Genomic DNA, 22,860 nt, shown 5'->3' on the forward strand with positions numbered 1-22,860 from the left:
CTGTGGGCGAGGCGGATGTCCCTAGAGGCGACCCTAAAAAGCACAGAACAGCCCTCTAGGGACAAACGGAAGCAATCTCTCCGACATAGACAATATTACCAACATAAAAAGATACTGGCTTTGTAGTTAAACCTAGTAGCTTGAGACAAGTAGTCTTGTATACTCGTTTCTCGGGTTCTTGATTATAGAATCTATATCACCCTCCTCAATTATTTCGCCTCTATATAATACCACTGCTCTATCGGCTAGATACTGTGCAACACCGAGGTCGTGGGTAACAGTGAGGATGGCAAGTTCGAGCTTCCTATGTATTTCATTTATCAAGTTCACTATCTGGGCCTGCATTGATACATCTAGCGCTGAGGTTGGCTCATCCAGGATGAGTACTTCGGGATCGTGTATTATAGCCCTGGCTATAAGCACCCGTTGCCTCATTCCACCGCTCAATTCCATCGGATACATGTTGAGAACATTCTCAGGTAAGTTTACAAGTCTTAAGATGTCTTTAACCCGGGAACCCCGTTCACTTATACCAAGTGCCTCTAGGGGTTCTTCCAGTATTGTTCCAACCTTTACACTTGGATTCAATGCTTTATAGGGGTCTTGTGAAACATATCCTATCTGCCTTAATACTTTCACTCGCTCCCTCCATTTTAGACTATATATATCTTTCCCTATGACAAATACTCTCCCGTTGAAGGGCTTAAGTAGTCCCAGAATAACCCTTAGCAGGGTGGTTTTCCCCGAGCCGCTTTCACCTATGATTACAACTCTCTCTCCATCCTTTATTCTTAGATTAATGTTTCTCAACACCACCATCTTCTCTCGTGCTATGCTCTTAATGCCTTGTTTAATAACAACATATCCAGCTGTGACATCCTCCAGTCTAATGATATCACCTGGCACCATGATTCATGTACCTCCAGCATGAGACCTTCCTCTCCATTATATATAGCTCGGGAGGGTGGATACTGCATTTCTCGAATGTAACAGGGCATCTCTCACGAAACACACACCACGATATCTCGCCTCCGACTTGGGGTGGTTCACCTGGAATACTCTTCAACGGCTTTTTCAACCCCAGGATTGGAACCGCGTCTACAAGCATTTGAGTATATGGGTGGAGAGGCTCGGTTAGAAGCAGGCTCCCTCTTCCCTCCTCAACTATTTTACCAGCATACATTACTGCTATGGTGTCACATATCCGTCCAGCTGAGACGAGATCATGTGTTATCAGTATTATGGATAACCTCACAGTATCCCTCAGCTTCCTCATTAACCTAATCAATTGCAACCTGAGGTGAGCATCCAATGAGGAGGTTGGCTCATCAGCGACGATTATCCGCGCCCCTGTAGCCAGCGCTATACTTATCGCAGCCCTCTGCTGCATGCCTCCACTGAGCTCATGTGGGTAGTAATCGAGTACTTTATCGGGATCCAGTTCAACCATTGCGAGATATCTTCTGGCTGTCTCAACAGACTTCCTCTTATCATAGCCGTATACACTACTCAACACGTGGTAGAACTGTTCCTCTATGGTCTCATAAGGGTTCAAGCTTGTCCCGGGGTTCTGCGGTATATATGAGACAACCCTGCCTCGTATCCCGGTGTAATCCATTTTCTCGTTGTCGATCACCTTTTTATCATATATATAGAGCTTACCCCTTGTCACAGCATGTGAAGGTAAAATCCCGGCAATAGCGTTACCGATCGTTGATTTACCGCAACCGCTTTCCCCGACAATACAGTATATCTCGCTCTCACTCACCTGGAAGCTAACGCCTCTAACAGCCCAGTAAATCTTTTCCTCCTCATCCATATAACCTATCTTCAAGTCCACTGCTTTAACGGCTAGAACCACAGCCTCCACCTCCTCCTCATCCGTGGATCCAGTTCCTCTCTTAGGCTATCACCTATTAAGCTGAATCCGAGAGCAGTGATCAATAGAAAGATGCCGGGGAACATAGTTATCCATGGCGCGATAGTAATAACTGGGAGGCCTTCAAGCATTATAACCCCCCATTCGGGCGAGTTTAAGGGGACGCCCAGCCCTATGAAGTTTATGGAGGTGGCCTCTAAGAGGACACTCCCCATATCTGTCACAGCCTGCACTAGGACGGGTGGAATTGTGTTCCTTAATACATGCCTATAAATTATCTTTAAACTGTTCAGCCCACTGAGCCTTGCTAATACTACGTAATCCATTTCAACAATGCTTCTGGCATATATATAGGTAACCCTAGCATACCATGACCACCATGTTGTAATCAACCCGAGTATGACCACATATAAGCCGGGTCCTATTGCCAGTCTCAAAGCCAGGGCTATTATTATTGCTGGTACACTTACAAATAATTCAATAAGGTAGTTCAATACGTGTTCCACGACACCTTTAAAGTACGCTGCCGAAACCCCTATGATTATACCTATAGAGAGACTCGTGAGAACGACGATTAATATTTCAACCAATGCTGATCCGGCGCCAAAGAGCACTCTAGAAAATAAGTCTCTCCCCCTCGTATCGGTTCCAAATATATTGACTGGATTCGGCGGAAGCCTGGCCTTCGCTACAGCGTTCTCCGGTATATAGCCTAGGCCCTCCTCTGGGAACGGAGCTATTATTGGCGAGAGTAGAGCTAGAATGGTGATCACCAACACTATTGCTAAACCTGTTTTAAACCTCGTCTTCCTAAACTGTTTCCTGACAAGGTATGCTGCACCCCTAATATTTGCCTCAATACTGTTCATAGCCTCACCCTTGGATCTACGAGTGCCTGAATTATATCAGTTAGTGTGTTAACCACGAGGTAGAAGACAGCTACTACAGTGATTAAGCCTATTGCTAGCCTGAAATCAGAGTAGTTGAGTGCATCGTATAATAGATTTCCAAGCCCCTCCCTACCGAACACCGTGTATTCCACAACCATAGCATCAATAAGGCTGTATGCGAATGAAAGCCCACTTATCTGTATCACGCCTGGGATAGATGCCTTTAATGCATATCTCCATATGATTATATCCCTCCTAACCCCCCATGCAACAGGCACTCTTACGAAGTCCTCTAGGAGCGCCTCAGCCATGAGGGTTCTCGTTAACCTGATTAATACTCCAAGCGGGTATACAGCTACGGCGAGAGCTGGAGGCAGTAGTCGTAGTAGGACATCGATGAAGACGAGTAGGTTGCCCTGGATAAGGCTGTCAAGTAAGTAGAACCCAGTTATAGGGTGAAACCCCGTTGATAAAGCCAACCTTGTATTAATCCTACCGTATAATGAGATCCCTGACATCGAAAACACTAGGAAGAGCCCCGTTGCAACCCAGAAAGTAGGCGTGTTCGCTAAGATCGTGCCGACGGCCTGTATCAAGGAGTCGCTCCTACTACCCCTTCTCAACGCCGAGTAAATACCTAGGAAAATTCCCAGCGGTACAGCTATAACATACGCGATTATAAGTAGCTCCAGTGTCGATTGAAGCCTTGAGTAGATGAGCGGTAGCACTGGCTGCTTATAGGCGATGCTATCCCCTATATTACCGTTGAAAACGTTATACACGAATCTAGCGATCTGCAGGTATAATGGATCATTGAGTCCAAGTTCCTCCCTAGCTTTCTCAATAGCCATTGAGGCATACGGCCCCCTTGGGTTTCCAGCCCATTTAACAGCCGGATCTCCCGGTGAGAAAATGAGGATCAAGTATGAAAAAACAATTATCCCGAAAACTATTAGGATACACCAAAAAACCCTTTTCACAACATAGTTTATGCTCACGGGCAATTTACGCTTTCACCTTCACGTACTGGAAAAACACGACATACATGTAAAGCGGGTTCATGGCTTCCTCCGGTATCTCCAGTTTCCCACTATAGATAAACGGTTTAACCTCATCCCATAGATTTACGGCGATTGCTTCATTATATAGTTTAAGTTGTGCCTCCCTGTAAAGGTTGATCGCATCCGTGTAATTACTTCCCTCGCGTTCAAACGCCGTGTCAACCAGGTTATCGAACTCTGGATCCTCGTATCCAGCGAAGTTCCACTCCTTTGACTCACTATGGAACATTGTGTATAGGTAGTCGTATGGGGATGGTATGGTGGGCCACCAGTCAGCTATAATTATATGCGGTGTTGTCTCCGGGTGCTCCCAAATACCCTTAGCGATATCCTTTAACTGAGACCAGGGCTGTGGATTAAGCACCAGGTTTACACCAATCTCCCTAAGCCTTGACTGCAGATACTCAGCAAAGATCTTTAATTCCTCATAGTCCACCTGGTAAAGTATCTCAATGGTTACAGGGGTAGTGACCCCGGATTGATTGAGGTATCTTAATGCTTCCTCCATGTTATAGTCATATACTAGGTTATCTATATGCCCCGGAAAACCATGAGGTATTATACCGCTTCCCTTGAGAGCATACCCTTTCATGGCTAATTGCATGGCTTCATCCAGGTTTATCATGTAGAGTACTGCTTTCCTGAACTCTGTTATATTTGTTGGATACCTCTTCGTATTGAAGAACATTATGTAATTGTGATACGTAGTTAAATTGAATACCTTGAACCCCCTGTTTACAAGGTCCCCTATGTTGTCCCGGGGCACGCTTGAAGCGATATCTATTTCGCCGGCAATAAGTCCATTATACTGGGATTGGGGCTCCGTAAGTATCTTTATAATTATTTCATCTGGTGCATCAGGGTTGTTAACTATGCTCCACCCCCACCATTCGTCGAATTTCTTTAACCTGACCTCGGCGTCGGGACGATAGGATACAATCATATATGGTCCTGAGCCACCATCAATGCCATTGTTGAACCACTTCTCAAGGGCTTCATCCATGTAGGAGGATGCCGAGCTCTTTTCAAGGACGCTTGGAGAGAATATGTAGGCTGCGTAGCTTGCAGCCACGATCATATCTAGTCTCTGGGGATAGCTAAGCTTGAATTTAACTGTGTACTCATCGAGCACCTGGACTTCCTCAACTGCGTCCCATATATATCCTAGACCCCTCCCCGTCTCCCTATATATATCCCGGGCTCTTTCAACACTTATCTTTACAGCCGTGGCATTGAATGGTGTTCCATCATGGAATTTTACACCCTGTCTTAAGTGGAAAACCCATTCAGTACCATCCTCATTACTGCTCCAGTTCACTGCGAGAGCAGGCTTGAACTCGTTTTTAAGGGGGTTATAGTAGAGCAGTGGCTCGTATACTGAGCCCAGGATAACCAAGCCTGTGTCATCCTCTATGCTTGGATCTATGCCTGATATCTTATCGTTGTACGCGTATACAACGATCCTCCTAGGTATAGATTCCCTTGGTGATAGCACTATATATAATAAGGCAGCTGCCACGACAATAACCAGGATTGCTATAACTAAGACTAATCTCCCACGCACTTCACACACCTTCTTAAAAACCTATATCAGCCAGGCGTTTTAAACAAAACCTCGTGAAAATTTATTACCTTAACCAGGTGAAAGTAGTATTAAAGGTGAGTCCAACCAATGCCGGCCCTAAGACACCTAGTAAGAGAGTTAAGCGGCAGAGATCTAATATCAACCCTTGACTGGAGCGATGAGGAATTAGAGATAACGCTTAGACTAGCTAAGGAGTTCAAAGAGATAGCACACTACTATGGTGTAGAGGCATTACCAAAGATCCTAGAGAGAAAGGTATTCTACATGTTATTCTTCGCACCATCAACGAGGACGAGGGCAGCCTTCGAGTCAGCCATGGTATTCCTAGGTGGACATGCAGCATTCATTGATGCAACAACGACACGCATGGCCTTCGGGAAGCAGGAGAAAGCCGGCGAAGCCGTTAAAGATGTCGCAGCTATGTACGATGTCTATGGCCATGGATTAGGGATTAGAATCCTGGATAAAGCCATAGATTACCTATATGGAGTTGGTAACGCGTATATAAGGGAGATGGCTGACGCAGCAAATATACCAGTAATAAACATGGCTGACGACAAGTTCCACCCAACACAGGGGTTAGCCGACATATTCACCTTCAGGGAGAGATTCGGAAACGTGGAAGGCAAAAAGTATGTCATAATGTGGGCATACAGCCCTGAGATAAGAGGGTGGTGCAGCGTCCAGGAGGACATGATACTGTTCCCACGCTTCGGAGTAGATGTAGTAGTGGCTAGACCACCAGGTTTCGACCTAGACCCAGAGCTGGTTGAAAAGGCTAAGCAGCTGGCAAGAGAACATGGTAGCACAATAGAGTTCACTGATAACCTTGAGGAGGCTGTCAGGGGTGCGCATGCGGTGTTCCCGAGGAACTGGGCTTCCCCACAACTAGTCAAGCTCGGATACAGTAAATTCAAGGATGAGGAATTAAAGATATATGAGAAGTATAAGAACTGGAAGGTGACACGTGGCCTAATGGACTTGATGGATAAGCATGGCGTATTAATGCACGTCCTCCCAATATTCAGGGGATATGAGGCAGATGATGAGGTAATAGACAACCCAAGGAAATCAGTCATATATGAACAAGCAGAGAACGGTTTATGGACGAAGATGGCTGTATTAGCATTAACGATGTACGGTGTTAAATAGCTCCCTGTAGTTTTGGTTAAAGGCTCTCTTTTTCCTATCCTCCCTACTCTTCTAAAATACCCTACTTCATGTATTCATCGAGATCTACTTCCTTACCATCCTTAACAAACTTTATCCTTATATCCGGGCGTATATTCAGTCCTAGAGCCTTTATAATACTATACGCGGTTAAACCATCCAGCTCCTTTAAAACCCCGTCCTTCAATAACTTATATAGCTCTCCAACGAGTACCTGGTAAATATCGGGGTAGAGTGCTTTAAGCTTATTCATGAGCTCCCTCGCTTTTTCATCCGTTAATTTACTCCACACCACATCCTCGGGTTTTTCAACCCGTGTTTTATCCACCTCACTGCTCTTCCTAGTGATTGCTGAAACATACTTCTTGTAGAGCTTCAGCCTTAATGAATCAGGTAGCTCATCGCTCATATAGTTCACCTCATTAATAATATTATAAATTATTACAACTTATAACCCGATAGGTGGTTGAATTGAAGTGCTATACCACTGCAAACGAGGGGTTAAAGAGTAAAGGTGTTGAAGTAGTAGTGGACTGTGTCATAGAGGAGGCAGCGGTTATCAATGATATAAGCGATGTAAGAGGTATTATTGAAAAACACCTAGAAGCCGTGTTCAAGGATGCTGGGAAGGGAATCCTAGTCTTCGACTCGAATGAATCCATTGGATCCACACATATGTTGTACAGGTTTAAATACAGAGCGTTAGATACAAGTGGTGAGTACATAAGTGTACGTATAATAGTGAGAAACAATAGGGCTTCACGCATATTATTCACTATACCAAGAGGCTACGTTCACCTGGTTAGATTCGAGAATATGTATAATCCCCTCAGGGAGCTCCATACCAACAATGAGGAGGGGCCCGGAGCCCCTGGGCAAACATATATACCTAACATGATTGTATACAATATACTCGGAGTACCATCAATAGATGTGGCCAGATGGCGTTTAGAAGTAGTTGGGAGCGTTGAAAAACCAGTGAGCCTGTCACTGAAAGACCTCTATGAACTAGGGGTGGAAACGCTTAGGGTGAATTTCCACTGTGTAACAGGCTGGAGCGTGGGAGGTCTCGAGTTCACGGGAGTCAGGCTCTCAAGGATTATGGAGATAGCGGCTCCACGTCACAATGTGAAATGGATGTTCACGGAGAGCCTCGACGGGTACACAACAATAGTCCCGTATAGTGACGGGGTTAAAGGAATAGTAGCGTTGGAAATGAATGGTAAACCACTCGATATCCTGCATGGATACCCAGCCAGGCTAATAATACCACATCTATACGGCTGGAAGAGCGCTAAATGGGTTTCAAGGATAATCCTTAGCGAGGAGTACAGGGATGGATACTGGGAAGCACTTGGGTATCATCCACGGGGAAGGGTTGATCTAGAGGAGAGGTTTAAACGGTACTAGGTTTTAGAAAAGCATCGCCCTGGATAATATTCTTCAACAGGAATAAAGCTATCGAGGATACTGTGAGATCGGCTATGGCACCTGGATTTACTTTAAGCCTGTATAATTCCTCATCGAGAAGCATGACAGGTTTCACCCACTCGCTACTATTATCCTTGAGAACCATTAAGAGAACATCCTCCGCCCTCTTTTTCACATATTCTACCATTCCAGCCCCATGCTTTAACAACACTATTGTATCATTGTTTTCCATGAGGATGTACAGGTATGTCTCAACAACGCTTCTATTCCAGTCACCATGCAGGTTGAATCGCTCTCTGAGAAATCTCTCCGAAGCGATGGAGCGTTTATATCCGTTAACCAGCTCGTCAGCCACCACATCTATTCTAGAACTATACTTTAAGACGTCTATTAGCCGAGTATTTTTCTCAGCTAGTTTCCTAGCGTAATGCGGATCCCATATGTTTACATATTCCCCCGTGTCATCGCTTGGCTTAAGATAGCTTGGTGAGGCCGTTCTCACGGCTCTATAGTAATATATAGTGTCCCACACACCAGCCCCGTTAAGCGCCTCCATGGCCCCCTCTATCACACACTCTAATCCAGGGATCCCCTTTGCAATACAGCGTCCTAGACCAAGACTGAGGGGGATTAAGAGCGTACTGGAGCCAAGGCATGTATTGGATGAAGGGGTTTTCCTCATGGAGTCAGAGACTAATCCATAGATCAGATCACCAAGCACTATGCTACGCCATCCATTCAAGCCTCGTTTAATACCCCTCCTGAAATAACTGTAGGCCATAACCCCTGTAGCCAGGAACGCCTCGTACCTTAGATCAGGTCTATCCCTAAGCCTATGTACGTTGCCTGGCTTAGGCCATGCAGAAGCTTCAAGTATTAAGGATAGTGAGAGAGCCCTTGAAAAATCCTCTAGGATTGAGGCTTGCAAATACTTTCCCCTTTCCCACTCCAAGGCTTCCCAATCTTTCAACCCTGTTTAAATACATCATTTCCTCTCCGCAAGAACTCTGTCAAGCATTAATAAGGCCCCTATATTGTCACCTATCATTTTAACTTTCCCCAGGAGCTCTAATGCGTTCTTCTCCTCTTCAACCTGCTCGTTAATGAACCACTCCAGGAATACCTCACATGCTTTATCACCGTGTCTCCTGGCTAGATCCATTAATCTCCATATCCTCTCAGTATTCTCCCGCTCAGCGTTGTAGAAATCGCTTGCCAACTCCACTATATCCCTCCACTCACGCCTGGGTGCATCTATCCCCTGGAGTACTACCATATCCCCTCTATCATTGATGAACTGGTATATTTTTAAGGCATGCTCTAGCTCCTCCTTCGCCTGTATCTTGAAGAAGTGCGAGAATCCATGTAGCCCCTTATAGTCGAGGAAGGATGCCATGGAGAAGTAGAGGTAGGCATTCCTGAGTTCCTGGTTCAACTGCTTATTTAATGCCTCGATTAACTCAGGGTGCATATGGGACACCTAAAATTATTTTATCGTATTCGATCATTTTAAATCATTGGTGTATTGCATGGTGGACCCCAGGATCTCTAATCTAGCCCGCCTTATAGTCAACTATTGTGTATATCTGAGGAAAGGGGAAGAAGTCGTAATCAATGCCTCAGTTGAATCAATACCATTGGTCAGAGAGATAGTCAGATATACCGTGGAGGCCGGGGCTTACCCAGTATTCATAAATATAGGTGATGAATCAATAACCGAGGCATTCTACAAGTATGCACCACAAGAAGTCCTCTCACATGTAAGCATACTCGAGAAGGAAATCGTGTCGAGAGTGAACGCGCAGATAAGCATACTCTCACCATCCCACACTAAGCCGCTTATCGGAATAGACCCGGAGAAGCTTAAGGTGAGGAGTCAGGCTAGAAGGGAGCTAAATAAAATATACTTGGAGAGAAGCGCGAAGGGTGAGCTGAAATGGGTTATAGCCCCATATCCAACGAGGGCATTAGCCCAGGAAGCCGGTATGAGTATAAGTGAATACGAAGACTTCGTCTACCACGCCACATACGCTGACTCAGCTGACCCGGTATCTGTGTGGAGCGAGATCGGGAAGAGACAGCAGAGGATAGCTGAGTTCCTGAATAAGGCCAGGGAGATAAGATACGTGGGCCCCGGGATAGACCTCTATCTACGCGTGGATGGAAGAACATGGATTAATGATGATGGACACTACAATATGCCTGGTGGCGAGGTATTCTCAGCCCCTGTAGAGGATAGTGTCGAGGGATATGTGGAGTTCGAGTATCCGGCCATATGGCGTGGTGTAGAAGTAGAAGGTGTTAAATTGGTCTTCAGAAAAGGCGAGGTAGTAGAGGCTACCGCTAGACGCGGCGAGGCATTTTTAAAGAAGATGCTTGAAACGGATGATGGAGCCAGGAAAGTGGGGGAGATAGCATTCGGGTTGAACTATAATATAACCAGGTTCACTAAGGAAATACTGTTCGACGAGAAGATCGGGGGCACAATACATCTAGCCCTGGGTTCGGCTTACCCTGAGACAGGTGGGAGGAATGTTTCAGCAATACACTGGGATATGATTAAGGACATGAGGAACGCGAAGGTCTACGTGGATAACGAGTTAATCTATGAAAACGGTCGGTTCATAATCTAGCCTGTTGCGGGTTGAAGCTTTTCATAGATCGTTTTCCCACTCACTATATCGCTTAACCCGGTTTTATCCTCTATAATAACAGTATAGCTGATCAGCCCATCCCTGGCCTTAGCCAACTTCTCCATCACGATATCACATTCAGCCTTCTTCTCTTTATCTTCCTCACAGAGGAACCTTGTTTTCTCAGCGAAATCCATGATTAGTCCCTCCACAGTTGTTATGAATCCCTGGGAGAATGGACCTGGTTCAATACTTAATCCAAGCTCTGGTATTAAGAGGATGCTGCCCGACGACCTGATCACCAATGCCCTCTCATCACCGGGCTTCTCAACCCTGTATATTATTCTCCTAGGCTCCTTTTGATCTGTCAACCTTACATCCCTGTACTTATAGCCACATGAGGAGCACTCACCAGTGGTTATCAACACGGATTCATAGTAGGGTATCCTGTAAACATAGTCTACGTAAACCATTAAGCCTCCGCAAACAGGGCACTTACCAGTGTACTCGTTGAATTTCACCGGCTCATTTATATCCAAGTACATCACCCTAGTTTATTTAATGGATGATACACTATTAATCCAGATCCATCACAAGACGAAGCCTTGATGAAGAACTCTGGAAATCCCTCCCTACATGTTGCAACAGGCAGGTTGCTTCTCACAGCCTCATTGATGACCCGGCTTAGAATACTCTTCCTTACCTCGTTGGAGAGATACATGTATCCATGAATGAATTCACCGTTCTCCACGTATAACTCCCTTAGTTTTTCTGAAACCTGTGGAAACGCGTTCATAAGCCTCCGCAGGCTGTCCCATTTAGCCTTATATGTTGACACAGTTACCTGGAGCGCGCCGGCTTCCTTAACGGTTTTAACTAGTTTACTTATCTCGGTTGGGTTATCGTTGATGAAGGGTATTACCGGGTCTATTCTAACACCTACCGGAATACCCTTGCTCCTGAGCTTTTCCACAGCCTCTATTCTTTTCTCAGGAGGTGGAGCCCCGGGTTCCAGTATTCTAGCCAACTCTGTGTTAAGGGTTGTGATAGTGATCATTACTGATGAAGGGTATCTCGCCAGTATATCTATATCCCTTGTAATAATATTGGATTTCGTTGTGATTAAGAGCTTAAAGCCGTTTTTACCAAGTATCTCGAGGCTTCTACGGGTTAAACCCATCCATAACTCGATGGGTGGATATGGATCACTACTAGTGCTTAGCTCTACAATACCCTTCACACTGATCCTCTCTAAATCCTTTTTAAGCCTCTCGATAAAGCTCTCCTTAGGTGTACTAGGCCTCCTGCCAATATACGAGGCTGCATAGCAGTAAAGACAGAAGTGGCTGCACCCTGTGTAAGGGTGCAGGCTGTACTTAAATGGACAAGTACATAGGGGGGAATTCCAAGGATCGAATCGCCTTAAGACACTCATACCGTGTCCAACTCATACCCCGATTCACTGGTTTAGTGTACCCCGCCCGACCGCCCTCCTTCATTTTCATCCCCCGTCGATGGGGTCTCGTGGAGGTGTGAGGGAGGCGGGGCTGTATTAGGTTATGTCTAGCCCAGCTAATATTTCTTCACTGACCTCTTCTCCGCCTTGAAGTGCATGGGTTCCTTCTTGGGTGGTTCACCTGTTTCCCGCGTCTATTCGGGTTTACACCTGTAAAACACTTGATCTACGCATACTATATTATTTAAATACGTGTTAAAAGATAGTAGCCTAAGGGAGTCTCATGGTTTCAGGTGTAACAAGAGATGCTATGCTTGGGATAATAGACTTTGCATTGAAAGCAGTCGACTTGATAAGCGATGATGAGAAGGAGAAAATGATATATACACTTATAGACGCGTTAAGAAATAATAAGAAGGTATTCGTCATAGGTGCTGGTAGAAGTGGTCTGGTTGGAAAGGCATTCGCTATGAGGCTTCTCCACCTAGGCTTCAACACGTATATTGTCGGTGAAACCATACTCCCAAGAGCCTCCCCGGGCGATGTCTTAGTATCCATCTCGGGTTCTGGTAGGACTAGGCTGGTTGTTGCAGCTGCTGAGGTGGCTAAGAGTGTGGGAGTTAAGGTGATAGCTATAACCACATATCCTGATAGCCCGTTAGGTAAGCTAGCTGATATAGTCGTTAGAATACCTGGTAGAACCAAGATGGCTGCCGAGGAGGATTACATTAGCAGGCAGATATTGGGACTACATGAGCCCCTAGCCCCTCTTGGAACCCTCTTCGAGGATACACTGTTAATATTCCTTGACGGCGTTATTGCTGAGCTAATGGATAAACTCGGCGTCACCGAGGAAGAATTAAGGAATAGACATGCTAACATCGAGTGAGCAATAATTGATCACCCGTATCCAGGTAAAAATAATATTGTGAACACTCATTATTCCTAGAGTGAAGGTGGTAGAATGAGTAGGAGAAACTGGAGAGAAGACTTTATCAATGAAGTAGTAGAAGAGCTCGGGATACAGGATGAGCAGTTAAAAAATAAATTAAGAGATAAGCTACGTGAAAAACTCGATGAATTACACTGCGGAGAGGAAAGCGATGCAGAGGAGATATCCAAGATACTATCAGCCGTATCACCATTCTTAGAAAACCTATTCACCTGGCTTGGATCAGGGCTCAGGGACATATTCAACTTCATCCAGTCATCATATGATGGTAAAAAACTAGGAGAGGATATAGGGCAATTATACCAGGCACTCAAGGCCCAGGGACTCCCCGATGAAATGGTTAAAGAGATGGTTAAAGAATACTATTACTCAAGGCTCAAAGCGCTACCAGCATGGGGAGACCTCCTCGAACGCCTCGCCCAGCTAATAATGCAGAGAACAGCTTCACAAAGGATAAGGGTTGATGAAGAAGAGAAACGATGAAAGCCGGCCATAGTACTTGATATACTAGAGGTAAAGCATGGCTTGAGCAGTATAGATGAGAAACTAGACATCCTCATCTCAGTATTGAGGGAGCTAGTGGAGAAACTAGAGAAACTTGAGGAAAGACTGGAGAAACAAAACATCGATCACCCAGAAATTAAAATAGCGCTTGAAGTAGCATCAGCATTCTCACTCCCGTTAATTAGGTCCCTTGAAATCGCTAGGATGGCTTATGATGTTTTAATTAGACTAGATAAACCGGATCCGATTACAAGGGCGATTATTGAAGTACTTTCCAGCTGTAATGAAATGAGTATCTCGGAAATATATAGAGGTGTCAGAAACATACGTGGGAAAGCCTCAAGGCGCATCATTGGTGAGAGAGTTAGGATATTACTTAGTAAAGGCATTATAGTAAACATGGGGAGTAGTGAGAGGCCCAGAATAATATTGAGGAAATGCCTGGAGAAGCCCCATGGATAGTAGAAAACACTACGTAATACTGTTTCTTGAATTACTGGACATCATTATAGGTGCTGCATCATGGGGGATAATCTTATTATTGATTTTTCTTACAGGGTACATCCTCCTATACATATACAACATTACCTGTTTAACAGTCTCGCTTCTATGGAAACGGGTTCCACCAGACCTAATAATAGATATGATTCATACATACACCGTGAGATATCTTGATCTAGTGGATTCCGGTTCCCATGTGAGGGGGATCACAGTTTTGATCCCGGAAACCTTAAATATACCACCAGTTTACCACGGTAAGTTACCGAGCCAAGGCTTCTAGAGATGGGGTCGCATTTAGGTATGAAGATATGTAACACAGGCTTACCTATATCAATATCTGTTAAGTACTCGTAGTGCGCCATACCTTTTGCAATGATTAAGTCGACCGAATTCAATAGTGATTTAAAGTCCTCGCTCACCTTATCGAGGTGTATGGATGAACATATGCTTCTGCAACCTGGTGTTACAATCTTATCAAACACCTTGTCCAGGCCGATCTCTATGAAATCGTTAAGTGTTACATCGTTTTGAAAGCCTGGCTCATCCTTAACTACTCCTATAGTAGTGTTACCTTTTCCACGGAGATACTCTACGAGTAGTGAATCGTAGACTGCTTCCCCAGCGTTATCCAGCAGGAACATTATCTTGAGCCCGCCTTTTCTCACTAGTTCATAGAATTTAACACTATCATCTATTGCTATCTCCACGTTCTCAGCGATGCCTGGGTCTATTTCTTCATTGAAGTTATGATCCATGACACCATAGTCTATAAGGTTTCCGAGGGCTGAGACCTTCAATAGGTAACGTAACCTCCTGTAGTCGTCTAAGTATCTTGCATGCTCCCTATGGGCATCTCTCAACGCGAGAGCCCTTCTCATACTTTGGGTCTTCACTAACCTATAGTAGTCGAGGACGCCCGGCGCTGTTACCGTTAGCTGAAACAAGTCCGATGCAAGCCTTGTTAGCTCAGTTGAATCAAGGGAGAAGTCGTTCACTAGTTTGCTCATTATCCTCTTAGCTAGTACTATCTTCTCTCCTGGACTTAACGATGAATACTCTATCTCTCTAAGCCTCGTTGTCAAAATACACCTTAAACACTCCGTCTGCGGCTTCATGTCGTTATCCCTGCTGATTCACTATGTATGATGCCGTGATAAATCTTGATTTGACTATTAATTATTGGACAAAAATATATATTTCTCAGCATAGTTGTCTAATAATTAATAGTCAAATAATATGAGTTGATTTTATATGAAGCTTGTAAAAGTAGAGGATGCAGTAGGTAGGAAGCTGGCATTCGATTACTCGGCTGTTACACCGGATTTCAAGTCGCCGATTAAAAGACGCGGTGAAGTAGTAAGTCTTGAAGATGTTGAGTTACTAAAGAATCACGGCCACTACTACGTGTATATTGAGGATGGAGACAGCGTAGAGTACGGCTTACACGAAGAGGAGGCTGTGCTACAGCTTGCCCAATTAATCTCAGGGGAAAATATCATAGTTGAGAAGGCGCCTGAGGGAAAAGCACTACTTAGGTCAGCCGTGAACGGGTTACTCATGGTTGACTCAACTCTACTCGAGAAAATCAATTCTACAGGAGTATACGTCGTCATAACTAGACGTAAAGGCGTATATGTGAAGCACTCAGATATAGTCGGCATTGTCGATTTAATACCTCTAAGTATCCCCAGGGATTATCTCTCATACATATCAAGTGAAATACTTGCATCACGTAAAATCCTACAGGTCTACAGGAATACACACCCAAAGATAGGTATTATTGTAACAGGAACAGAGATCGTGGAGGGAAGGAAGAAGGATCTTGCATCCCCGGTTGTCGTTGAGAAGATACGGTTATATGAATTAGAGCAGGGGGCACTAGTATATGTCCGGGATGACGAATCCGAGATAGCGGGAGCCATTGAAAACCTATTACTCGACCATGATGCAGTAGTTGTCACCGGAGGTATGAGTATTGATCCAACTGATAAAACACCAAAGGCTATAGCCAGTGTAGCCAGCGAGGTAGTAGCCTACGGTGTTCCAATGAAGCCGACCACCATGAACATGATTGCGTATAAGGATGGGAAAGCCGTAATAGGGGTTTCAAGCGGAATAATATATTTCCCAGACTACAATATCCTAGACGTAGTGCTACCGTGGATAGCGGCCGGTGTAAAAATCCCGAGGGAGTATCTGATCTCATTTGGTGAGGGAGGATTGTCCGAGTACTTTCTACGAAGGCGGTGAGACATTATGAAGCCTACGTCTAAGACAATAGTTTTAAGCATGATACTACTGCTTTTAGTGGTATCCTCATGGATTATCTACACGTATTACTCACAGAGTCCCGCCCAGGTGGTGCTCTTAGTCTATACTCCCCCAGTGATTCAACCATTACTGAATAACGCTTCAAGGGAATACATGCAACTACATCCGAATGTTAGAATCGAGATCATTGGAGGTGCTACCGGGACATTATTAAATAAGATATTATTGACTGGTGAAGGAGACGTCTTCGTCACAGCGGATCACGAGTACATGTTGAATGCCTCAAGAATGGGGCTCGTAGTGAACGAGTCGATTAAGGTACTCTCATATGTAGTATTAGCACTCATAATCCCCAAGGATAACCCGGCAAATATCACTAGCCTGGATGACTTAGTATCAAAGGATGTGAAAATAGGCATAGCTAACCCGAGCGTGGCTCCCTTCGGTAGAATGGCTGTAGAACTACTTGTCAAAAACGGTATCTACGATAAAGTAAAAGACAAGCTAGTGATCTATGGAGATGTAGGGCAGACAGCTAGGCAGGTCGCATTAGGACTCGTAGATGTTGCAATACTTCCACATGTAGCGCATTACTGGTACTTGAATGATACAAGTATAATCTGGCTTAATCCAGCACAGCTACCGTTGATGAGTTGTCAAATGATTGCAGTACTCAACACCACTAAAAACTATCAGGCAGCACTAGAATTTGTGGAGTTCCTTGTAGAGTATGTTAGATTCAATCCATACCCCTTGGAGAATGGATATGTAGGGGACCTCGATAAGATATCCTCTATAACTCCTTATAGACTCGAAGAGCTATTGTTTAATAATGCTTGCATGGGGTATGCGAAGTGAGGGTGTTCCTCCTCCTGCTTATACTGCTACTAGTCCTTGATGCCACGATATTTGCAACCCCTATATATATGGCTATATGGCAAGGGATCCTTGTACCGGGTCACCTGTTAAGCGACTTCTACTACTCCATGCTTCTCTCCCTGTACACCTCGACCACCTCATCCATCCTGATATTACTGATCACGATACCTATAGGTTACTATATTTCAAGGAGGATAACTAGGAGGAATCTACTACTCCCGGTTATAATGCTTCCATCATCTATATCTCCAGCGGCTGTGGGACTCCTGTTACTACTATTCTTCACCAAGACCCCTCTAGGCTTGATCATCGACAATACATTAAAAATAGTGAATGACCCAAAGGGAATAATAGCAGCCCAGCTCTTTCTAGGAATACCCGTTGGCGTAAGCTATTTCACTGCATTGTTCTCAAGCATCCCTAGAAGCTATGAGGATGCCGCCTTGACAATGGGGTTTACTAATATCGAGTACCTTTACACTATCCTACTACCTATGAGTACTAGGCAGGTGTTCACCGGCTTTATACTTATTTTTACACGTGTCCTAGGGGATTTCGGGGCATCCTATATTATCGGTGGAGGTATATGGGGGAAAACAGTGACGTTACCAATATACCTCTACTTGGTTAGCCAACTAGGGGGTATAGGTGTGCTTGTGATCACGCTGTCAATATATATCGTGTCAATACTAGTGCTCATCGCCGTAGTCTACCAGCTGGAATCCATGGAGGGGCATCCACAAAATGCTTGAAGTCAACGGGCTCAACAAGAGTTTCAATGGTAGACAAGTTAACAAGGACATCGGGTTCAAATTAGAGAAGGGTGGGATAGCCGTAATAATTGGTCCCAACGCGTCTGGTAAAACAACCCTGTTGAAATCGATATCTGGCCTCATAGAGCCCGATTCAGGCGTTATAATCATAGATGGCGAGACAATATATGAGAAAAAACCATATATGAAGAAGCCTAGAGTGAATAAGCCTCCCTATGAGAGAAACATAGGTTACGTGCCATCAGAACCCTCATTATTCCCTAATTTAACGCTTAAGGGGAACATTGAGTTACCCTTGAAAAAGCGGGGTTGGAGTAGAAACGATATTGAGAGAAGAGTGAATGAGCTACTAGAGATCTTCGGGCTAAGGGAATACAGGGATATGTATCCTGGTCAACTAAGTAATGGATTAAGGCAGAAAGCATCTATTGCAAGAGCCCTATCATATAATCCCTCATTACTACTATTAGACGAGCCATTGTCCCCTATAGACCCGGTTACCAGAGAGAGGTTGAGGAATGAGCTATTTAATCTATTTAATAAGCTTAAGGTGGCAGTGTTATTGACCACCCATCTCATAGAAGATATATTGTTCTTCAAGGAGCGGATCATAGCCTTGGTTGATGGTAGAATAGTATATGATGGCGAGTTAAGCGAGCACAAGATTCTTTCAAGCCCATACATGCTTCAAGCCCTTGGATTCCTCGTAATCCCAGCTAGAATAAAGAAGTGCAACGAGGGTGAAGCATTAGTGGCTATAGATAAGGTAGAGAAGAAAATAGGGTATAATACATACGCTAGTTCCTGCATAGATGGGAGAAACTCCCTCATAGTTGTAAACCCGGGATATATAACCCTTACTCCAGGCAAAGGCGATCACTATACCCTTGAGGCATCCCTGCTTGAAGAAATAGATAATTTAACCAGTGTAAAGCTAGCTATAGATATATGGGGACGAATCACGACGTTAACAATACCTAAGAATGAGTGGTCCAAGCTAAATGATTTCGGGGGAGGTAAGAGGATACTCCTCTATATGAGCAGGGAGCACACCTACTTAATCGATCAGGAAAGTGGTTAAAAATGTTGGTTGATAGGTTCGGTAGGAAAATAGATAGCTTCAGGATCGCTGTAACCTCGAGATGCAACTATCAATGCATATTTTGTCACCGGGAAGGAATGATGAATGACCAGGGGAATGAAGCATTAGATGCCGGGGACTATGGCTTCTTAACCGAAGTAGCGGTAAAACATGGCATAAAATCCTTCAAGCTAACTGGAGGGGAGCCCTTGGTGAGGAGTGATATAGTAGATATAGTTAGAGAGATAGCCATCTATACAAGAGATGTCTCAATGACTACGAATGGGAGTTTATTACTTGAAAAAGTAGGATTGCTTGCCGAGGCTGGGTTAAATAGAATCAATGTAAGCATACACTCCCTTAAGCCCCCCGTATATAGATTTATAACCGGGGGATCCACGCTACTCGAGAAGGTCTTGAAAGGCGTTGACGAGGCATTGAACCATGGAATCAAGGTTAAAATAGATTTCTTAGTAATGAAGGTGAACATTGGTGAAGTAAAGAATATAATAGAATACGCGTCGGATAAGGGACTTGACGTAAACATCATAGAGCTTATACCCCTTGGGATACCACAAGATGTCTACAGGGATCAGCATGTTATAGTGGATTCGATTATAGAGTTTCTCGAGAAAAACTCCATCGCTAAAACAGTAAGGGAGTTCCAGAGTAGGCCAGAGTACATTATGCCAAGCGGTATAAAGGTAGATGTTGTAAAAGGGTATGGAAATCCAGCTCTTTGTTCAAGGTGTACAAGGCTTAGGCTTACACCGGAGGGATGGATCAAGACATGCCTATTTGTAAATAAACCAATAGTAGATATATCTAGGGAGCTTAAGAATAGGGATGAGAAAGGAGTTATAAACGGTATAAAGAGAGCTGTTTACTTGAGGGAGCCATTCTTTAAACCTGGGTGATCCACTTGGGCATCAGAATGGCTGATATAACCGGGAAGGAGGACGTGTACAGGGAGGCAACGGCGACAGGCTATATAAAACTTAAGCCTTCAACCATAGAAATTATTAAAAAAGGGCTTGTTGAGAAGGGAGACGTGTTTTCAGTGTCAACAATAGCAGCTATAATGAGTGTTAAGGAGACACCTAGAATACTGCCTTTAACACATAACATCCCCATAACAAATGTCAAAGTTGATTTCGAGGTACTCGATGACGGCATAAGAGTCTATATAACAGTTAAGACAACGGCTAGGACAGGGGTGGAAATGGAGGCTTTAACAGGTGCGGCCATAGCATTACTGAACATATGGGATATGGTTAAGAAATACGAGAAGAATGAAGACGGGCAATACCCATATACGGTTATAACTGATCTCAGAGTCGTAGAGAAGAAGAAAGGGGTGTAGCCATGAGGATCACTATCAGGTCGTACTCCATATTCTCGGATTTCCTTGGAAACGAAGTGAGAATCGAGCTCGATGAGTCTATCACGGTGGGCGAGCTACTGGATTACTTGAAGAACACGTATAGTCTACCATCAAAGCCCGAGCCAATAGTACTGATCAACGGGGAGATAGCAAGCCTGGATCAACAACTTAGAGATGGTGATACAGTCTATATAGCGCCTCCGTTTTCAGGTGGCTGAGATGTGCTATATCGAGGCCAAGCTCCTAGAGAGTGGTGAAAAAATACTCCTTGATGAATTAATCGGGAAGCTCTCAGCCATGGATAAGAACCATGGAAACGGTGCTTTATCCATATTCGTTGGCTTAGTGAAAGGGGAGTTAAACGAGGCGAGAGTACATGAGCTTGAATATACGGCTATAAGCGAGGTTGCTGCCAAGAGACTAGAGGAGATCGCGAGGGATATATGCACCAAGTACTCTCTCAGCGCTGTCGTGATATATCATAGGCTTGGTCGGCTCAAACCTGGTGAAACCACTATATATATCGTTACGATGGGTACAAGCAGAAAGAACACTAATCCAGCAATGATAGAGGCGCTTGAAAGGGTTAAAAAAGAAGTCCCGGTTTTCAAGCTTGAAAAAAGAAGCGATGGCGAATACTGGGTTATAGGCGATGGAGTCAGGTATAAGAGGACACTGACCCCTTCACCATCATAGTGGAGGACTAGCCGAACACCGCTATCTCCTTTATCAACTTCCCCTTCTTAAACCTATCAGGTTTAAGATTCTCAAACTCCGGTATGGTGGGTTTCCCGCCTAGAATATACTGTGTGAGCGCCTCGGCGACTGCTGGAGCCATCATGAATCCATGACCGCTAAACCCGGCTGCGACAAGTATGTTCTCGTTTTCCTCCAGGGGCCCTATTATTGGATGGTGATCCGGCGTCATATCATAGTACCCGGTCCAATACCTTAGAACATATACTTCACCCAACCACGGGAAATACCTTGTCCATACTTTGGCGGCTTTCTCTAGAAACATGTATTTATTTACAGCCGGCTCATCGTACTTCTCAGGTATATCCGAGCCAATGTATATGTTGCCGTGGAATACCTGTAGAATATATGACGACGATGACCAGTCTATTATAAGCGGCTTAATAACCGGTTTAAACGCCTCAGTAATTAAGACATGCTTGGCTAGATTATGTATTGGGAGTTCAACGCCGAGGCCTTTGAGTAAGTTAGCACTGTCTTTACCGGCTGCAACAATTACCTTATCCGCCTCAACCCTCCCCTTATTTGTTTCAACAACTATCCTACTTCCTTCACCACTGATTTTAAGGGCTCTCATACCCTCATATACATTAATATTGTTTCGTTTTAAATGAATGACAGCGTTTAAAACCGCGTTGAATACTTGAGCCTTACCAGCTAAGGGGTCATATACTGCTGCAAGTATTCCATTAGTATTTATTGATGGAACTATTTCCCTTACTTCCTCAGGAGAAATCATTCTTGAAGGTACGCCGAGTGAGTGATGAAATTCGACAACCTGCTTGAAGAACTCGACGTCCCTCTCCCTTGTCAATACCCATAGGTAGCCATCCCTCCTGTATAGAAACCCTAGTTTCCTAGCGTACTCGGGCCATAAGTCTATAGCCCTCTTCATCACGTTAACATGCTCCCTACTAGTGAAGCTCGCCCTTATCCCAGTTGCACATCTAAATGTACCGCCTGAACCAATGTATGATTTCTCTATAATCACTATATTCCTGCACCCTTGCTCCAGAAGGCTTACAGCGGTGAATAACCCGGTTACCCCGCCCCCAATAATTAACACGTCCGTCTTCATCTCTCATCACCTATAAAGTACTTCACTTTCACAGGAGAGATCGGGGGTCTATTACGGGGGATGAGGACCTCATCGAAGCTTTTCCCAGTCTTCCTCGCTAGAATGCCTGCAACCAGGAGGAGGCATGTCTGTCCCTGGCACTGACCCATCCCTATCCTCAGCTTCCTCTTTAATACCTCCAGGTTATCTAGCCCGCTCTCTATAGCGTTTAATACATCGGCTAATGTAACATTCTCGCATCTACAAACTATTACTTTCCTTGGATCAATGCCCACGTTCATCACCTTACAATCCTGACCGCGCGTACATCAAACCATAAATCACCTGGTACTTCAACTGTCACAACCCATGTTTTCTCATAGACCCACGCCTTAACTACTGTCCCCTCCCCGATGACCCTGCCCTCCCTATCCAGTAGCTCCACCCGGGCTCCTTTGGAGGGCGACGGCAACATTTCATATGGCAGTGTGACATAGGCCTTACCAGGCTTACTTAAGTCAACGACGAATATGGCTAAGCCGGGGCACTTGCCCACGCAGACCCCGCAACCGATGCATATATCCGGGTTTAATCTGG

28 protein-coding genes are annotated in these 22,860 nt (G+C 44.6%); 14 read left to right on the forward strand and 14 right to left on the reverse strand.

Going from position 1 to position 22,860, the window contains the following annotated elements; genetic code table 11:
* Positions 1-132 precede the first annotated feature (132 nt).
* The 5 genes from ACP5N5_RS01080 to ACP5N5_RS01100 are packed head-to-tail and all read right to left on the reverse strand — an operon-like array spanning position 133 to position 5,394.
* On the reverse strand, positions 133-909 hold the full coding sequence (locus tag ACP5N5_RS01080; protein WP_428131490.1) for an ABC transporter ATP-binding protein: 777 nt from the start codon (positions 907-909) through the stop codon (positions 133-135).
* On the reverse strand, positions 896-1,861 hold the full coding sequence (locus ACP5N5_RS01085) for an ABC transporter ATP-binding protein (RefSeq protein ID WP_428131493.1): 966 nt from the start codon (positions 1,859-1,861) through the stop codon (positions 896-898). The genes ACP5N5_RS01080 and ACP5N5_RS01085 overlap by 14 nt, the downstream gene beginning before the upstream one ends.
* Positions 1,852-2,748: an ABC transporter permease gene (locus tag ACP5N5_RS01090; protein ID WP_012607901.1), complete on the reverse strand. Its 897-nt coding sequence runs from the start codon at positions 2,746-2,748 to the stop codon at positions 1,852-1,854. Before ACP5N5_RS01090 ends, ACP5N5_RS01085 begins: the two co-directional genes overlap by 10 nt.
* On the reverse strand, positions 2,745-3,773 hold the full coding sequence (locus ACP5N5_RS01095; protein WP_428131498.1) for an ABC transporter permease: 1,029 nt from the start codon (positions 3,771-3,773) through the stop codon (positions 2,745-2,747). The genes ACP5N5_RS01090 and ACP5N5_RS01095 overlap by 4 nt, the downstream gene beginning before the upstream one ends.
* Before the next feature lies 1 nt (position 3,774).
* The gene (locus ACP5N5_RS01100) at positions 3,775-5,394 is read right to left on the reverse strand and encodes an ABC transporter substrate-binding protein (protein ID WP_428131501.1); all 1,620 of its coding nucleotides are present in this window, start codon (positions 5,392-5,394) and stop codon (positions 3,775-3,777) included.
* A 108-nt stretch (positions 5,395-5,502) separates the two neighbouring features.
* Here ACP5N5_RS01100 and ACP5N5_RS01105 point away from each other — a divergent pair, with 108 nt between their 5' ends.
* Positions 5,503-6,567 (forward strand): ornithine carbamoyltransferase, encoded by a 1,065-nt coding sequence (locus ACP5N5_RS01105; protein WP_428131507.1) that lies wholly within the window; start codon positions 5,503-5,505, stop codon positions 6,565-6,567.
* Between the two features lie 61 nt (positions 6,568-6,628).
* Here ACP5N5_RS01105 and ACP5N5_RS01110 read toward each other — a convergent pair whose 3' ends face one another.
* On the reverse strand, positions 6,629-6,994 hold the full coding sequence (locus ACP5N5_RS01110) for a hypothetical protein (RefSeq protein ID WP_042667126.1): 366 nt from the start codon (positions 6,992-6,994) through the stop codon (positions 6,629-6,631).
* Positions 6,995-7,047: 53 nt separating this feature from the next.
* On the opposite strand from ACP5N5_RS01110, the gene ACP5N5_RS01115 reads away from it, so the two are divergent.
* The gene (locus tag ACP5N5_RS01115; RefSeq protein WP_428131512.1) at positions 7,048-7,995 is read left to right on the forward strand and encodes a molybdopterin-dependent oxidoreductase; all 948 of its coding nucleotides are present in this window, start codon (positions 7,048-7,050) and stop codon (positions 7,993-7,995) included.
* On the opposite strand, the gene ACP5N5_RS01120 is transcribed toward ACP5N5_RS01115, so the two are convergent.
* Positions 7,982-8,944, reverse strand: coding sequence for a triphosphoribosyl-dephospho-CoA synthase (locus ACP5N5_RS01120; RefSeq protein ID WP_012607895.1), 963 nt, complete (start codon positions 8,942-8,944; stop codon positions 7,982-7,984). The two genes, ACP5N5_RS01115 and ACP5N5_RS01120, sit on opposite strands and share 14 nt — an antisense overlap.
* 57 nt (positions 8,945-9,001) lie before the next feature.
* Complete coding sequence (locus ACP5N5_RS01125) at positions 9,002-9,487, reverse strand: ferritin (RefSeq protein ID WP_012607894.1); 486 nt, start codon at positions 9,485-9,487, stop codon at positions 9,002-9,004.
* A gap of 58 nt (positions 9,488-9,545) precedes the next feature.
* Here ACP5N5_RS01125 and ACP5N5_RS01130 point away from each other — a divergent pair, with 58 nt between their 5' ends.
* A complete protein-coding gene (locus ACP5N5_RS01130) occupies positions 9,546-10,649 on the forward strand; it encodes an aminopeptidase (protein ID WP_012607893.1) in 1,104 nt (367 codons plus the stop codon).
* On the opposite strand, the gene ACP5N5_RS01135 is transcribed toward ACP5N5_RS01130, so the two are convergent.
* Together ACP5N5_RS01135 and ACP5N5_RS01140 are read right to left on the reverse strand one after the other, a co-directional pair.
* On the reverse strand, positions 10,646-11,194 hold the full coding sequence (locus tag ACP5N5_RS01135; protein WP_428131520.1) for a ZPR1 zinc finger domain-containing protein: 549 nt from the start codon (positions 11,192-11,194) through the stop codon (positions 10,646-10,648). The two genes, ACP5N5_RS01130 and ACP5N5_RS01135, sit on opposite strands and share 4 nt — an antisense overlap.
* Positions 11,194-12,084 (reverse strand): SPL family radical SAM protein, encoded by an 891-nt coding sequence (locus tag ACP5N5_RS01140; RefSeq protein WP_042667118.1) that lies wholly within the window; start codon positions 12,082-12,084, stop codon positions 11,194-11,196. Before ACP5N5_RS01140 ends, ACP5N5_RS01135 begins: the two co-directional genes overlap by 1 nt.
* Positions 12,085-12,388: 304 nt before the next feature.
* Between ACP5N5_RS01140 and hxlB the strand changes: the two genes are divergently transcribed.
* The 3 genes from hxlB (at position 12,389) to ACP5N5_RS01155 (ending at position 14,023) form a co-directional block, all read left to right on the forward strand.
* Complete coding sequence (hxlB, locus tag ACP5N5_RS01145) at positions 12,389-12,994, forward strand: 6-phospho-3-hexuloisomerase (protein ID WP_012607890.1); 606 nt, start codon at positions 12,389-12,391, stop codon at positions 12,992-12,994.
* Positions 12,995-13,069: 75 nt separating this feature from the next.
* Entirely contained in the window at positions 13,070-13,540 is a 471-nt protein-coding gene (locus tag ACP5N5_RS01150) for a hypothetical protein (protein WP_428131528.1), read from the forward strand.
* A 42-nt stretch (positions 13,541-13,582) separates the two neighbouring features.
* Positions 13,583-14,023, forward strand: coding sequence for a hypothetical protein (locus ACP5N5_RS01155; protein ID WP_012607888.1), 441 nt, complete (start codon positions 13,583-13,585; stop codon positions 14,021-14,023).
* A gap of 245 nt (positions 14,024-14,268) precedes the next feature.
* Here ACP5N5_RS01155 and ACP5N5_RS01160 read toward each other — a convergent pair whose 3' ends face one another.
* Positions 14,269-15,177, reverse strand: coding sequence for a damage-control phosphatase ARMT1 family protein (locus tag ACP5N5_RS01160; protein ID WP_012607887.1), 909 nt, complete (start codon positions 15,175-15,177; stop codon positions 14,269-14,271).
* A gap of 136 nt (positions 15,178-15,313) precedes the next feature.
* Here ACP5N5_RS01160 and ACP5N5_RS01165 point away from each other — a divergent pair, with 136 nt between their 5' ends.
* From ACP5N5_RS01165 to ACP5N5_RS01200, 8 genes are read left to right on the forward strand one after another with little or no spacing between them, the layout of a single operon-like run.
* Positions 15,314-16,312, forward strand: coding sequence for a molybdopterin-binding protein (locus ACP5N5_RS01165; RefSeq protein WP_428131534.1), 999 nt, complete (start codon positions 15,314-15,316; stop codon positions 16,310-16,312).
* 6 nt (positions 16,313-16,318) lie between these two features.
* On the forward strand, positions 16,319-17,191 hold the full coding sequence (gene modA / locus ACP5N5_RS01170; RefSeq protein WP_428131537.1) for a molybdate ABC transporter substrate-binding protein: 873 nt from the start codon (positions 16,319-16,321) through the stop codon (positions 17,189-17,191).
* On the forward strand, positions 17,188-17,964 hold the full coding sequence (locus ACP5N5_RS01175; RefSeq protein WP_428131541.1) for an ABC transporter permease subunit: 777 nt from the start codon (positions 17,188-17,190) through the stop codon (positions 17,962-17,964). The genes modA and ACP5N5_RS01175 overlap by 4 nt, the downstream gene beginning before the upstream one ends.
* The gene (locus ACP5N5_RS01180; RefSeq protein WP_428131545.1) at positions 17,957-19,066 is read left to right on the forward strand and encodes an ATP-binding cassette domain-containing protein; all 1,110 of its coding nucleotides are present in this window, start codon (positions 17,957-17,959) and stop codon (positions 19,064-19,066) included. Before ACP5N5_RS01175 ends, ACP5N5_RS01180 begins: the two co-directional genes overlap by 8 nt.
* Before the next feature lie 2 nt (positions 19,067-19,068).
* Positions 19,069-19,983: a GTP 3',8-cyclase MoaA gene (moaA, locus tag ACP5N5_RS01185; protein WP_428131548.1), complete on the forward strand. Its 915-nt coding sequence runs from the start codon at positions 19,069-19,071 to the stop codon at positions 19,981-19,983.
* A gap of 17 nt (positions 19,984-20,000) precedes the next feature.
* Positions 20,001-20,429 (forward strand): cyclic pyranopterin monophosphate synthase MoaC, encoded by a 429-nt coding sequence (gene moaC, locus ACP5N5_RS01190; RefSeq protein ID WP_012607881.1) that lies wholly within the window; start codon positions 20,001-20,003, stop codon positions 20,427-20,429.
* Positions 20,430-20,431: 2 nt separating this feature from the next.
* Positions 20,432-20,668 carry a MoaD/ThiS family protein gene (locus tag ACP5N5_RS01195; RefSeq protein WP_014767099.1) on the forward strand — a complete coding sequence of 79 codons (237 nt, stop codon included), beginning with the start codon at positions 20,432-20,434 and terminating at the stop codon, positions 20,666-20,668.
* Position 20,669: 1 nt separating this feature from the next.
* Positions 20,670-21,146 (forward strand): molybdenum cofactor biosynthesis protein MoaE, encoded by a 477-nt coding sequence (locus ACP5N5_RS01200; protein ID WP_428131553.1) that lies wholly within the window; start codon positions 20,670-20,672, stop codon positions 21,144-21,146.
* Positions 21,147-21,153: 7 nt separating this feature from the next.
* On the opposite strand, the gene ACP5N5_RS01205 is transcribed toward ACP5N5_RS01200, so the two are convergent.
* The 3 genes from ACP5N5_RS01205 to ACP5N5_RS01215 all read right to left on the reverse strand — a co-directional run.
* Entirely contained in the window at positions 21,154-22,284 is a 1,131-nt protein-coding gene (locus tag ACP5N5_RS01205; protein ID WP_276813639.1) for an NAD(P)/FAD-dependent oxidoreductase, read from the reverse strand.
* A complete protein-coding gene (locus ACP5N5_RS01210) occupies positions 22,281-22,565 on the reverse strand; it encodes a (2Fe-2S)-binding protein (RefSeq protein ID WP_012607877.1) in 285 nt (94 codons plus the stop codon). Before ACP5N5_RS01210 ends, ACP5N5_RS01205 begins: the two co-directional genes overlap by 4 nt.
* On the reverse strand, positions 22,565-22,860 hold a 296-nt coding region (locus ACP5N5_RS01215; RefSeq protein WP_428131559.1), incomplete at its 5' end, for a 4Fe-4S binding protein. The genes ACP5N5_RS01210 and ACP5N5_RS01215, both read right to left, overlap by 1 nt.

It is taken from the genome of Desulfurococcus sp., assembly GCF_049970475.1.
Classification (GTDB): Archaea; Thermoproteota; Thermoprotei_A; order Sulfolobales; family Desulfurococcaceae; genus Desulfurococcus; species Desulfurococcus amylolyticus.

Bases quoted from the DNA above. Each gene is read 5' to 3' on its own strand.
- ACP5N5_RS01090 (WP_012607901.1), bottom strand. From the start codon at position 2,748: ATGAACAGTATTGAGGCAAATATTAGGGGTGCAGCATACCTTGTCAGG.
- ACP5N5_RS01140 (WP_042667118.1), bottom strand. From the start codon at position 12,084: ATGAGTGTCTTAAGGCGATTCGATCCTTGGAATTCCCCCCTATGTACT.
- ACP5N5_RS01080 (WP_428131490.1), bottom strand. From the start codon at position 909: ATGGTGCCAGGTGATATCATTAGACTGGAGGATGTCACAGCTGGATAT.
- ACP5N5_RS01150 (WP_428131528.1), top strand. From the start codon at position 13,070: ATGAGTAGGAGAAACTGGAGAGAAGACTTTATCAATGAAGTAGTAGAA.
- ACP5N5_RS01200 (WP_428131553.1), top strand. From the start codon at position 20,670: ATGTGCTATATCGAGGCCAAGCTCCTAGAGAGTGGTGAAAAAATACTC.
- ACP5N5_RS01180 (WP_428131545.1), top strand. From the start codon at position 17,957: ATGCTTGAAGTCAACGGGCTCAACAAGAGTTTCAATGGTAGACAAGTT.
- modA (WP_428131537.1), top strand. From the start codon at position 16,319: ATGAAGCCTACGTCTAAGACAATAGTTTTAAGCATGATACTACTGCTT.
- moaC (WP_012607881.1), top strand. From the start codon at position 20,001: ATGGCTGATATAACCGGGAAGGAGGACGTGTACAGGGAGGCAACGGCG.
- ACP5N5_RS01125 (WP_012607894.1), bottom strand. From the start codon at position 9,487: ATGCACCCTGAGTTAATCGAGGCATTAAATAAGCAGTTGAACCAGGAA.
- moaA (WP_428131548.1), top strand. From the start codon at position 19,069: ATGTTGGTTGATAGGTTCGGTAGGAAAATAGATAGCTTCAGGATCGCT.
- ACP5N5_RS01205 (WP_276813639.1), bottom strand. From the start codon at position 22,284: ATGAAGACGGACGTGTTAATTATTGGGGGCGGGGTAACCGGGTTATTC.
- ACP5N5_RS01130 (WP_012607893.1), top strand. From the start codon at position 9,546: ATGGTGGACCCCAGGATCTCTAATCTAGCCCGCCTTATAGTCAACTAT.
- ACP5N5_RS01110 (WP_042667126.1), bottom strand. From the start codon at position 6,994: ATGAGCGATGAGCTACCTGATTCATTAAGGCTGAAGCTCTACAAGAAG.
- ACP5N5_RS01160 (WP_012607887.1), bottom strand. From the start codon at position 15,177: ATGAAGCCGCAGACGGAGTGTTTAAGGTGTATTTTGACAACGAGGCTT.
- ACP5N5_RS01105 (WP_428131507.1), top strand. From the start codon at position 5,503: ATGCCGGCCCTAAGACACCTAGTAAGAGAGTTAAGCGGCAGAGATCTA.
- hxlB (WP_012607890.1), top strand. From the start codon at position 12,389: ATGGTTTCAGGTGTAACAAGAGATGCTATGCTTGGGATAATAGACTTT.
- ACP5N5_RS01210 (WP_012607877.1), bottom strand. From the start codon at position 22,565: ATGAACGTGGGCATTGATCCAAGGAAAGTAATAGTTTGTAGATGCGAG.
- ACP5N5_RS01135 (WP_428131520.1), bottom strand. From the start codon at position 11,194: ATGTACTTGGATATAAATGAGCCGGTGAAATTCAACGAGTACACTGGT.
- ACP5N5_RS01165 (WP_428131534.1), top strand. From the start codon at position 15,314: ATGAAGCTTGTAAAAGTAGAGGATGCAGTAGGTAGGAAGCTGGCATTC.
- ACP5N5_RS01195 (WP_014767099.1), top strand. From the start codon at position 20,432: ATGAGGATCACTATCAGGTCGTACTCCATATTCTCGGATTTCCTTGGA.